The sequence below is a fragment of the Rhodococcus sp. EPR-134 genome, assembly GCF_001647205.1.
Taxonomy (GTDB): Bacteria; Actinomycetota; Actinomycetes; order Mycobacteriales; family Mycobacteriaceae; genus Rhodococcus_F; species Rhodococcus_F qingshengii.
In genome coordinates this window covers 1-12,243 of record NZ_LVCT01000552.1, presented here as the reverse complement: position 1 = coordinate 12,243, position 12,243 = coordinate 1, and the positions used below count along the sequence as shown (strand labels likewise).

Annotated in this window: 8 protein-coding genes; 5 read left to right on the top strand and 3 right to left on the bottom strand. The window is 62.8% G+C overall.

The genetic code is table 11. The features are described 5' to 3' along the window. A partial coding sequence (locus A2J01_RS24820; RefSeq protein ID WP_331715336.1) for a beta strand repeat-containing protein occupies positions 1–2,920 on the top strand: 2,920 nt, incomplete at its 5' end. A gap of 252 nt (positions 2,921–3,172) precedes the next feature. Continuing rightward, positions 3,173–6,646: a beta strand repeat-containing protein gene (locus A2J01_RS24815; protein WP_156519394.1), complete on the top strand. Its 3,474-nt coding sequence runs from the start codon at positions 3,173–3,175 to the stop codon at positions 6,644–6,646. Between the two features lie 10 nt (positions 6,647–6,656). On the opposite strand, the gene A2J01_RS24810 is transcribed toward A2J01_RS24815, so the two are convergent. Next, entirely contained in the window at positions 6,657–7,496 is an 840-nt protein-coding gene (locus A2J01_RS24810; protein WP_064113805.1) for a hypothetical protein, read from the bottom strand. 93 nt (positions 7,497–7,589) lie between these two features. Between A2J01_RS24810 and A2J01_RS24805 the strand changes: the two genes are divergently transcribed. Beyond that, complete coding sequence (locus A2J01_RS24805; RefSeq protein ID WP_042921233.1) at positions 7,590–8,345, top strand: lysophospholipid acyltransferase family protein; 756 nt, start codon at positions 7,590–7,592, stop codon at positions 8,343–8,345. Positions 8,346–8,348: 3 nt separating this feature from the next. Next, positions 8,349–9,083 (top strand): lysophospholipid acyltransferase family protein, encoded by a 735-nt coding sequence (locus A2J01_RS24800; protein WP_064113804.1) that lies wholly within the window; start codon positions 8,349–8,351, stop codon positions 9,081–9,083. A gap of 25 nt (positions 9,084–9,108) precedes the next feature. Here the strand turns inward: A2J01_RS24800 and A2J01_RS24795 are convergent, their stop codons facing one another. Then, positions 9,109–9,816, bottom strand: coding sequence for an Ltp family lipoprotein (locus A2J01_RS24795; protein WP_081305320.1), 708 nt, complete (start codon positions 9,814–9,816; stop codon positions 9,109–9,111). A 172-nt stretch (positions 9,817–9,988) separates the two neighbouring features. Between A2J01_RS24795 and A2J01_RS24790 the strand changes: the two genes are divergently transcribed. Next, entirely contained in the window at positions 9,989–10,810 is an 822-nt protein-coding gene (locus A2J01_RS24790) for a Cof-type HAD-IIB family hydrolase (protein WP_037131235.1), read from the top strand. Between the two features lie 37 nt (positions 10,811–10,847). Here the strand turns inward: A2J01_RS24790 and A2J01_RS24785 are convergent. Beyond that, on the bottom strand, positions 10,848–12,243 hold a 1,396-nt coding region (locus A2J01_RS24785), incomplete at its 5' end, for an N-acetylmuramoyl-L-alanine amidase (protein WP_064113803.1).

The following is a 12,243-nucleotide window of genomic DNA, read 5'->3' as shown; positions in this document are numbered from 1 at the left end:
TCTGAAAATCGACTATGCCATCCCGAGCAATGCGACGTACGTTTCCGCTACCGTCGTCGCAGGTACCTCCATCGGACTCGACAATGTCGCACCGAATGTTCTCAGAGTCAACGATTCTGGCAATGTCGACGGCAGCGGCGGGATCCTGCGGTTGTCAGGAAACAACCAGGTGATCGGCAACAGTCCGACGACGAGCACGAACTCGGAGGGTGGAATTCGAGTACCGAAGTCCAAGAAGAACCTCGATGGCTCGACAAACGGCAACGGAGACACGTGGTTCCGACTTCCCGCAGTCGACGTAACAATGGTCGCTGGTGCGACGGGAGTGATCCAGCCGAAGGTGAGGACCGCGGGTGCGGCCGGCAACCTCGGTGCCAGCGAAAACTTCAGCACTCAGCTCGCAAAGGCGAGTTTCCTTGGTACACAGTGGGATCCGACCCGGTGCTCGCCTCGCGAGAACAAGGACACCACGCCTCTCAACGCTGGTGCAGGTCCACTCGCGACGATCAGCATTGCTTCGGCTCCGGTGGATGTCGAGACCACGACGTCACTCTCGGTTCCGGCTACTGCCATCACAGGTACGGCGGTTGATCTGACGGCCACCGTGGCTCCGAACAACGCTGTCGGCACGGTGCAGTTCAAGTCGAACGGCACGGCGATCGGCACTCCGGTCACGGTGACTGGCGGTGTTGCGACATTGAGCCATGCGTTCGATGCTGCTGGTGCGCAGAGTGTTACGGCTGATTTCACTGCTGGTGCAGGATTTGTGAGTTCGTCGGCGTCGGCTCAGACGGTGACCGTTTCTGATCCGGCTCCGGTGGATGTGGAGACGACGACGTCGCTCTCGGTTCCGGCGACTGCCGTCACGGGTACGGCGGTTAATCTGACGGCGACGGTTGCTCCGAATACTGCTGTCGGTACGGTGCAGTTCAAGTCGAACGGCACTGCAATCGGTTCCCCGGTCACGGTGAGTGGCGGTGTTGCGACTCTGTCGCACGCGTTCGATGCTGCTGGTGCGCAGAGTGTTACGGCTGACTTCATCGCTGGTGCTGGATTTGTGAGTTCGTCGGCGTCGGCTCAGACGGTGACCGTTTCTGATCCGGCTCCGGTGGATGTGGAGACGACGACGTCGCTCTCGGTTCCGGCGACTGCCGTCACGGGTACGGCGGTTGATCTGACGGCGACGGTTGCTCCGAATACTGCTGTCGGTACGGTGCAGTTCAAGTCGAACGGCACGGCAATCGGTTCCCCGGTCACGGTGAGTGGCGGTGTTGCGACTCTGTCGCACGCGTTCGATGCTGCTGGTGCGCAGAGTGTTACGGCTGATTTCACCGCTGGTGCTGGCTTTGTGAGTTCGTCGGCGCCTGCTCAGACGGTGACCGTTTCTGATCCGGCTCCGGTGGATGTGGAGACCACGACGTCACTCTCGGTTCCGGCGACGGCGATCACGGGTACGGCTGTTGATCTGACCGCTACCGTGGCTCCGAATACTGCTGTCGGTACGGTGCAGTTCAAGTCGAACGGCACGGCAATCGGCTCCCCGGTCACGGTGACTGGCGGTGTTGCGACGCTTTCGCACGCGTTCGATGCTGCTGGCGCTCAAAGCGTTACGGCTGACTTCACCGCTGGTGCAGGGTTCGTCAGCTCGTCGGCGCCTGCTCAGACGGTGACCGTGTCGGATCCGGCTCCAGTGGATGTCGAGACCACGACGTCACTCTCGGTTCCGGCGACGGCGATCACGGGTACGGCGGTTGATCTGACGGCGACGGTTGCTCCGAACAATGCTGTCGGTACGGTGCAGTTCAAGTCGAACGGCACGGCAATCGGCTCCCCGGTCACGGTGACTGGTGGTGTTGCGACTCTGTCGCACGCGTTCGATGCTGCTGGTGCGCAGAGTGTTACGGCCGACTTCACCGCTGGAGCTGGCTTTGTCAGCTCGTCGGCGTCGGCTCAGACGGTGACGGTGTCGGATCCGGCTCCGGTGGATGTGGAGACGACGACGTCGTTGTCGGTTCCGGCGACGGCGATCACGGGTACGGCTGTTGATCTGACGGCGACGGTTGCTCCGAACAATGCTGTCGGTACGGTGCAGTTCAAGTCGAACGGCACGGCCATTGGTTCACCGGTGACAGTCACGTCGGGTGTTGCGACGCTCTCGCATTCGTTCGATGTTGCTGGTGCACAAAGTGTTACCGCTGACTTCACCGCTGGTGCTGGGTTTGTGAGTTCGTCGGCGCCTGCTCAGACGGTGACGGTGTCGGATCCGGCTCCGGTCGACAAGGCGACAAAGACGGTGCTGAGTGTTCAGGGTGAAGCCAAGGTCGGACTGCCTGTTGATCTCTTCGCGACAGTGTCCGAAGATCCCTCGGACGCCCTGGTGCCGTCCGGCGGAACGGTCCAGTTCAAGATCGGTGGAGTCGATCTGGGCGCCCCGGTCGCGGTTGTTGACGGAGTTGCCAAGCTGCCGCACGTGTTCGGAGCAGAAGGCACCTTTGCAGTCTCGGCTGCATTCAGTGGATCCGGTGTGTTCACGTCGTCCGCTGCGGAGTCTGTCGACGTCAATGTCACGGTTCCGACCCCGTCGGATGTCGAAAGCTCTACGTCGTTGACGGCTCCGTCCTCGGCAAAGGTCGGCACGGCGGTGCAGCTGAAGGCTGTGGTCAGTTCTTCCGGCGCGACGTCGGGAACCGTCCAGTTCTTCGACGGAACGACTCCGATCGGAACTGCCGTTGATGTTGTCGGTGGGCAGGCCGTGCTGAGCCACACCTTCACCACGACCGGCAACCATTCGATCACCGCGGTCTACAGCGGAGCCCAGGGCGTCACGGGTTCCACGTCGACTGCATCGGTTGTGAACGTCGGTAACGGGGGTGGTGGCTCCGGTTCGCTCGGTTCGCTGTCGCTGCCGTTCGGTTCATGATTCTCCGATGATGTGATGCCCCCTTGCGCCCATAGGTGCAAGGGGGCATTGCTCTTCGGGAATCGCGGATTGGTCGTTAGCTGAACTATTGGCAATTCGTGAATATTTGTCTGAAATAACTGATACAAGTACTACTTTTGACGGGTACTGTACGAGCGTCCAGCTCCATTCCGATTTCCGCTCTGTTCGAGTGACCTCCTTCCGTGCGGTTCCCGATCCACGTCTGTTGCTAGCTGAGGAGAGTTCGTGTTGGTGAGAAGAAGTTCCGCGGTCGTGGTGGCGGCGTTGGTCGGTGGCGTGCTGGTGGCAGGTGGCGTTGCTTCGGCAGCTCCGACGTCATCTCCCGCGGTGGAGAACTCGATCGGGTTCAAGCTGGGTTGCGATGGTTATGAACATCTGGCTGTTGATATCGCGGATGTGTTTCATTCGACGGGTGTGACGGTGTCTGCACCGGAGAAGGTGGTGGCGGGGTCGACGTTCACCTATCGGGTTCAGCCGAACGTGATGTCGGTGCCGACGGGTGGGCATGCAGGCCGCAGTGTCGGTAAATGGACGCGGCTCAAGTACGACTTCGATATACCTGCAGGGGTGTCGTTGGTGGATGCTCAGGTCGTGGCAGGTACTTCGTCGAATTTGTCCGGTGTAACTCCGTCGGTGATTCGGATCAACGACGGCGGTTCGCCGGATGGCGCGGGTACGCATCTGCGTATTTCGGGGAACAATCAGACTGCTGACTCGAACAACAAGGGCGGTAACGGCCCGAGCACGAGCAAGAACAGTGACGGTGGAATCGAGGTAGGGGCAGGGAAGACCTTCCGGTTGCCCGCGATCGACGTGACGGTGGTTGCCGGTGCCGCGGGTAGTACGGTGCAGCCGAAGTTGCGTGCCACAGATGGTGATTCGGGTGCGTTCAATTCGCCGAAGAATGCGTTCACGTTCTTGCAGTACGAGACCCTTTGGCCGGGGTACTGGGAGCGCTACAACTGCTCTCCGCGCGATTCGAGTGGTGGTGGGTTGAATGCGGGTGGTCAGGCATTGGCCACCGTCAACGTCGTCTCGCAGGCGGCGACCTCGACCACAGTGACATCCGGCGCGGCTGCAACGGTCGGTCAGTCGACCGATTTGGTTGCGCAGGTCTCCCCGGCACCGACAGGCGGCACCGTTCAGTTCAAGGATGGCGGAACTGACATCGGCGCCCCGGTGGCCGTCGTCAATGGCGTTGCCACACTGCCACATACATTCACCGCGGCAGGCGATCACTCCATCACCGCTGTATACGACGGTGTTCTCGAGTTTCTGACATCCACGTCACCAGCACGCACAGTGAGCGTGGCCGCTGCCGATGTACAGACGACTGCGTCGTTGACAGTCCCGAGTAGTGCCGTCGAGCAGACCTCGGTCGCGCTGACCGCAAACATCTCACCGGCAGCTAACGGCGGAACGGTCCAGTTCAAGGACGGTGGCATCGACATCGGCGGACCCATCGCGGTGACTGGCGGAGCGGCGACCCTGGATCACACGTTCACCACGACGGGATCACACTCGATCACTGCGGTCTATTCAGGTACTGCAGGTTTTGGTGGTTCGACCGCGCAAGCTCAGACCATCGAGATCTCGAGCTCATCGCTGAGTACGACTACAACGCTTCAAGTTCCGGCTACGGCGGTTACGGGTACTGCTGTTGATCTGACGGCGACGGTTGCTCCGAACAATGCTGTCGGCACGGTGCAGTTCAAGTCGAACGGCACGGCGATCGGTTCACCGGTGACGGTGACTGGTGGTGTTGCGACGCTCTCGCATTCGTTCGATGTTGCTGGTGCTCAGAGTGTTACCGCTGACTTCACTGCTGGTGCTGGGTTTGTGAGTTCGTCGGCGTCGGCTCAGGCGGTGACGGTGTCTGATCCGGCTCCGGTGGATGTGGTGACGACGACGTCGCTGTCGATTCCGGCGACTGCCATCACGGGTACGGCGGTTGATCTGACCGCGACGGTGGCTCCGAACAACGCTGTCGGTACGGTGCAGTTCAAGTCGAACGGCACTGCGATCGGCTCGCCGGTGACAGTCTCCGCGGGTGTTGCGACACTGAGCCATTCGTTCGATGCTGCTGGTGCTCAGAGTGTTACGGCTGACTTCACTGCTGGTGCTGGCTTTGTGAGTTCGTCGGCGCCTGCTCAGACGGTGACGGTGTCGGATCCGGCTCCGGTGGATGTCCAGACCACGACCTCACTCTCGGTTCCGGCGACTGCCATCACGGGTACGGCCGTAGATCTGACCGCTACCGTCGCTCCGAACAACGCTGTCGGCACGGTGCATTTCAAGTCGAATGGCACGGCGATCGGTTCACCGGTGACGGTGACTGGCGGTGTTGCGACATTGAGCCATACGTTCGATACTGCTGGTGCTCAGAGTGTTACGGCTGACTTCACCGGCGGTGCAGGGTTCGTCAGCTCCTCGGCATCGGCTCAGGCGGTGACGGTCTCTGATCCGGTTCCGGTGGATGTGGTGACGACGACGTCGTTGTCGGTTCCGGCGACGGCGGTTACGGGTATGGCGGTTGATCTCACGGCGACGGTAGCTCCGAACAACGCTGTCGGTTCGGTGCAGTTCAAGTCGAATGGCACTGCGATCGGCACTCCGGTCACAGTCTCCGCGGGTGTTGCGACGCTGTCGCATGCGTTCGATGCTGCTGGTGCTCAGAGTGTTACGGCCGATTTCACTGCTGGTGCTGGCTTTGTGAGTTCGTCGGCGTCGGCTCAGACGGTGACGGTCTCTGATCCGGCTCCGGTGGATGTCGAGACGACGACGTCGCTCTCGGTTCCGGCTACGGCGGTTACGGGTACGGCGGTTGATCTGAGCGCGACGGTTGCTCCGAACAACGCTGTGGGTTCGGTGCAGTTCAAGTCGAATGGCACTGCGATCGGTTCACCGGTGACGGTGTCCGGTGGGACCGCGACGCTTACGCATTCCTTCGATGCCGCTGGCGCGCAGAGCATTACCGCGGATTTCACCGCGGGTGCCGGATTCAAGAACTCGGTTGCGAGTGCGAAGTCAGTTCAGGTCAGTGTTGCCGACCAGGAATCCGTCGTCGAACTGAATATTCCGACCGACGCCAAAACTGGTGTGGCGACCGACTTGTGGGCAACCGTCCGAACGTCGTCGGATGATGCTGTCGGCGTCGGAACCGTGCAGTTCTACGACGGTGGGGTCGCGATCGGCGGTCCTGAAGCGGTTACGGCCGGCGCTGCCGGCCTGACGCATTCGTTTACCTCTGCGGGTGCGCACAGCATCACTGCGGTCTATTCGGGAGGAGCCGGTGTAGTCGGATCCTCGGCCCAGGCGCGGACGGTGAATGTAACGGACCCTGCGCCTTCGGATGTCACCACGGAGACTGTGGTGACGGTGCCTGGTGATGCCGTGGTGAACAAGTCGGTGACGCTGTCGGCGACTGTCAGTTCGGTGCAGAACGGTGGAACGGTGCAGTTCATGGATGGGGATACTCCGATCGGTGACGCTGTGGCAGTGGTCAACGGGATCGCGGCGCTGAACCACGCCTTCACCACAACTGGCACGCATTCGATTTCGGCAATCTACAGCGGGGCAACCGGATTCACAGGATCCACCTCGACGGCCCACGCAATTCAGATCAAGGCTGCAACCGGCGGTGGCACGGGCAGCCTCGGTTCAGGAAGCGCTGGCTCGAGCGATTTCCTTCCGTTCGGTTCCTGACCGGAACAGTTCAGGTCGCGGCCCCGAGGCAATATCCCTCGGGGCCGATCGACAGGGTGAACTGCATCGAGCGCGAGTTACCGGTTCCGTCGCTGACGGGCAGGGTGACACGGACGTAGTCGCCGCGAACCGGAGTGACTGTTGCAGCGTCGGCGTCGAAAGACTTGATACCGGCCAGCTGATTCGGATCGAGCTTGAGAGGCGGCTGGCCGGTGGCGCCGGTGCCGTCCGGATCCCACGGGCTGTTGCCGGGGCAGATCAGTGGATAGAACGTCTCGACGTCGCGGGTATTGACCGGCCGTCCCGTGGCGCGTGAGAGAAACCTGACGACGGCGTGGGAAGCGTCGGCCGCGGTGTAGAAGTTTGATTGCCCCGCAGGGAAGACGAACGGGCACGCATAGCCGGAAGCGATCTCCGAGCGCTTGGCGGCGACGGAGAGTCCGCCGCCGCTCCAGGTGACCGCGTACTGGCCGTCGACGCCTGGTGCGGCGATGGCCGTCAAGATGGCGGGAACATCCGAGTATCGGTCGGCGATCGTTGTGGGCGGCATCGTCCAGCATGCGTTCGTGAGCGCGTCCACGTCCAAGGACACCAGGCCCGTTGCCCAAGCTGCCAAGGCCGGCGCAGCAGCCGGATTGCCGGGCACGTCACCAACCGGAGGTGGCGCGACCGGCGCAGCGGGCGCAATTGTCGTCGTGGGTGCGAGAGTGGTTGTCGTCGTGGTTTCAGTCGTCGGCGGAGACGGTTCGTCCGTCAGGATTCCCGTCCGTCCGTCGTCCTCACATGCGGTTATCGCCAACGTCATGGCGAGTGCGACTGCCCCCACTGCCGCTCGTCCTGCCGACTTCATTCGTTCGTACGCCCCTTTTGCGACATTCTGACCAACATCCACCCCAGAACTGCTGCGGGTCAGATCACGGATTCCCGTCTACGCTAGCGAACTGTGGATCCCGTTTACAGAACAGTCATCGGCATCGCCCGTACCGTCTTCGCTTTCGAGGGCCTGAAGTTCTCCGTCAAGGGAGAGCAGAACATCCCGGCGTCCGGTGGCGCCGTGATCGCGATCAACCACACCGGGTACATGGACTTCACGTATGCGGGACTGCCGGCACGGACCCCGAAGCGCTACATCCGGTTCATGGCCAAGAAAGAGGTCTTCGACAACAAGATCTCCGGACCGATCATGCGGGCCCTCAAGCACATCCCGGTCGACCGCGGCGCGGGCGCCGACTCCTACAAGGCGGCCGTAGATTTCCTGAAGCGCGGCGAATTGGTGGGCGTGTACCCCGAAGCCACGATCAGTCGGAGCTTCGAGATCAAGGAATTCAAGTCCGGCGCCGCCCGCATGGCGATCGAGGCGGGCGTCCCGATCGTTCCCGTCGTCATCTGGGGCGCTCAGCGCGTGTGGACGAAGGGTTATCCGAAGCGTTTGGGCCGCACCAACACTCCCATCTCCATTGCCGTCGGCGAGCCGATTGCACCTTTCGAGCCGGCGAGTGAGCTGACGGCGAAGCTGCGGTCGACGATGCAGGAGTTGCTGCTCGATCTGCAGAAGAGCTACGACCATCCCGCCGGCGAGTACTGGGTGCCGGCCCGCCTCGGTGGCAGCGCGCCGACGCTCGAGCAGGCCGACAAGATGGATGCCGATGAGGCCGAGGCGAAAGCCAAGGCTCGCGAGGCGCGGAAGTCCGAAGGCTGACCGATGTCCTTCGAACCCGTTTACACCGCTGTCGAGGTAGTCGCGCGTGGTCTGAGCGGTTTCCAGGGTGTGAAGGTCACCCGCACCGGGACTGAGAACGTCCCGGTGTCCGGTGGCGCCGTCATCGCGATCAACCACACGAGCTACCTCGATTTCATACCGGCGGCCCTGGCGGTCGGTACCGCGAAACGCAAGCTCAGGGTGATGGCAAAGGCCGAGTTGGCGGACAACAAGGTCCTCGGCTTCCTCATGCGTGGATGCGGCGTCATCGAAGTCGATCGCTCTGCCGGAGCGCAGGCGTATCGAGCCGGAGTCGACGCCCTGAAACGGGGCGAACTGGTGGGCGTCTACCCGGAGGCGACGATCAGCCGGAGCTTCGAGATCAAGGAAATGAAATCCGGAGCAGCTCGGATGGCCATCGACGCCGGCGTACCGATAATTCCGCTGATCGTCTGGGGCGCCCAGCGGATCGTCACCAAGGGCGGACCGAAAAATCTGGGCCGCAATCATTTCCCGATCTCGGGGGAAGTGGGCGCACCGATCGATCCGGTCGAGCCCGCCGAAGCATTGAGCGAGATCCTGCGCATCGAGATGGATGCAATCCTGCGCCACGTGCAGGACGGGTTCGTGCACGAGCCCGGGGCGTACTGGGTGCCGCGCCGACTCGGCGGTGGCGCACCGACGCCGGAGGAAGCTGCGGCCATGGACGCACAGGAACGCGCGAAGCGGGCGCGCTGAATAGACGGCGCTTGCGCTGATGCGGTCAGTACACGGCGTTGGCTCCGTACTCGGCCTGCGCACTCGTGAAGCCCTCGTACTCGAGCTGTTCGATCAGTCCTGACCTGGAGAACGACGTCATCTCGAGGTACTGCTCGGCACTCAGCGCAGCCTGCTTGTTCCAATCGGCGTTCAAATTGTCTACCGCGTACGTCGCATCCTCCGTGGAGAAACCTTCGTACTCGAGCTGTTCGATCAGTCCGCTGCGGGAGAAGGCAGTCATGTCGATGTACTGCTGGGCGGATCGGACGGCGTTCCGCTGACCGGAGCTGACCTGCGGCCTGGCCGGGGCAGGCGCAACTGTCGTAGTGACCACAGGTGCGGGCGCCTGGTATGTGGTCGTCGTGGGCGCCGCCACCTTGCTGGACGACGGGGCAGGAGCAGCGGGCGGCGCACTGACGATCGGTGCGACAGCTGCAGGCGTCGTAGAAGCAGTGGTAGTCGGTGCAGCGGTGGTGGTCGGTGCAGCGGTGGACTTCGAGTCGTCCTTATCTCGTCCACCGAGGAGGCCTGCGACGACAAGCAACACGACGACTCCACCGGCAATCCACGGCCACTTCTTCGACTTCTTCTCAGGTTGCGGTTGCGGCGAAGGCACCTGGAATTGGGGCTGTGAGTTGCCATAGGGCTGGGAATTCCCGTAAGGCTGGGAGTTTCCATAGGGCGGCGGGGGCAGATCGGGCGGCACGGACATGGGTGTTTCTCCCTTTGTGAAAGTCTTGTTCTCCCGCAATAGATACCAGACCGGTCGGACTGAAATGCGTTTTGCGCGAATCTCTCGCGGTTTCGCGATGTCCGAAGCGGGCGCGCTGAGCGAGACCGTCGTACCGGGCAGGCACAATGGCGGTGTGAGCCCAGACCGTCGTATCAGCCCTGACCGCCCAACCTTGGTTGCGACCGATGTCGACGGCACCCTCATCGATCACGACGAGTTGGTCAGTGCCCGCACCCGCGCCGCCGTGCATGCCGTCGTCGAATCCGGCACGCCGTTCCTGCTGGCAACCGGGCGTCCTCCGCGATGGATTTCGCCCGTCGTCGAGGGCTTGGGATACGCGCCACTCGCCGTCTGCGCCAATGGAGCCGTTGTCTACGACAGCTACGCCGACCGCGTCCTCAGCGCCGCGACCTTGTCGGTCGACGCACTCACCGAACTCTCCGAGCTGGCACTGGTTGCACTCCCGGGCGCAGGTTTGGCCGCGGAACGAGTGGGGGAGAGCGCACATGACGCCGCCACCCCACAATTCGTCAGCTCACCGGACTACGAACATGCCTGGCTCAACCCGGACAACACCGAGATGTCCGAGGACGAAGTGCTTGCGGCGCCGGCCGTCAAACTCCTGATTCGCCGTCCAGGCATGACCAGCACGGCGATGTACGACACGCTCGCCCCGCACGTCGGTGCGCTCGCCGACATGACGTACTCCACCGAGAACGGACTGATCGAACTCTCGGCGCCGGGCATCACGAAGGCGTCGGGCCTGGTTGCTGCCGCGGAGAGGTTCGGCTTCGACCTGTCGGGTCTGGTGGCCTTCGGAGACATGCCCAACGACATCCCGATGCTGGGGATGGCTCGACTCGGCGTCGCCATGGGCAACGCTCACCCCGAAGCCAAAGCCGCAGCCGACGAGGTCACCGACACCAATTCGGCACACGGGGTCGCAAAAGTCCTCGAGCGCTGGTGGTCGTAGAACCCACCAGCGCCCGAGGACGTGTACTGCTCGAGTGTCAGCCGACAGGCGCGCTGTTGGCCATTTCCTGGGCAAAGGTCTCGTTGTAGGTCTTGAGGACCTTCGTGACCATGCCGGTGATCTGGTTGAAGATCAGCGAACCGTTCTCGAAGTCACTGCGCAGGCCGTCCGGGATCGAGTACTCGTCCGAGATCGGCAATCCCAGTTCACCCGCGTCGGAACCGAAACTCTGCCACGACTTGAAGATCTCGCCGAGCACGGTGAACACTCCGCCGTTCGGCGAGGTGTAGACAGCGCCGTTCTGGAACAGCGCACCCTGGTTGCCGAGCTTCGCCTGCAGAATTCCGGACAGTGCCTGGCCGAGACGTCCGATCTCGCCACCTTCGGCGATCCACTTCTGCGCGAGCGGTGAATTGTCGGTGATCTGCAGAATCTGGGTGACCAGATCCGGGATCGACGAACCGGTGCCACCGGTGACCGTGTCGACCGGAGTGGTCGGCTTGGGCGCAGGCGTCGACGGATTGGAAGGGTTCGAGGGGTTCAACGTTCCCCCGATGTTCGCGGCCGCGATGTTCCGGATGTCGTTCATGTGTGCGTATGCGGCATCACCCGGGCACGCGGTGTTTCCGACGTCGCGGTGGGCGAAGATGATCGGCAGATCGACTGCTGCGCCCTGCGGGTACGGCGTGAACTCGGTGCCCTCGGAGTACATCGTCGTTCGGCCCTTGGGATCGAGTCCGGCCATGCCGAGCTTCCAACCGAGGAACTTGCCGACGGCGTTGAGCGTCGCCTGCGAAGGCTCGACGGTGGAGTAGTCGCCCATCATCGCGATACCGGTGGTGTTCTCGTTGAATCCACCCGCGTGTGCACCCTGAACTGCCTTGTCGAGTCCGCCTGCGCGGCCTTCGAAGGTCTGACCGTACTTGTCGACGAGGACGTTGTATCCGACGTCGCACCAGCCGAGCGTCTGTGCGTGGTAGGCGTAGATCGAGCGGACGATGCCGGCCGATTCGGCCTTCGTGTAGTTGTTGCTACCTGCGGTGTGGTGAACGGTCGCGCCACCGATGAAGTCGTCGTAGGTGGGGGAGTCGCAGCGAAGTGACTCGTCTGCTCCCCACTGAGCGCGGGTGATGACGGACGGTCCGCTGCCGCCGAGCGGCGCTGCGACGGCCTGCAGATTGCTGTCTGCCTCGCTGGCACCCGGGTCGATCAACACGGCGGTGACGGCATCTGCTGCCGTCGTCACCTGGCGAAGCGGCTTGGACACCGAAGCGGGTGTGTACCCGAGTTCGCCGGTGGCTGCGGGTGCTTCAGTGGGGGCAGCTTCCGGAGCGGGCGCGGGGGCAGCTTCCGGAGCCGGGGCCGGCACAACCTCGGCTGCGGGAGCAGCGGCGCCCTGCGGCGTGAGGATCTGGATGGACTTGGTGGCGCCG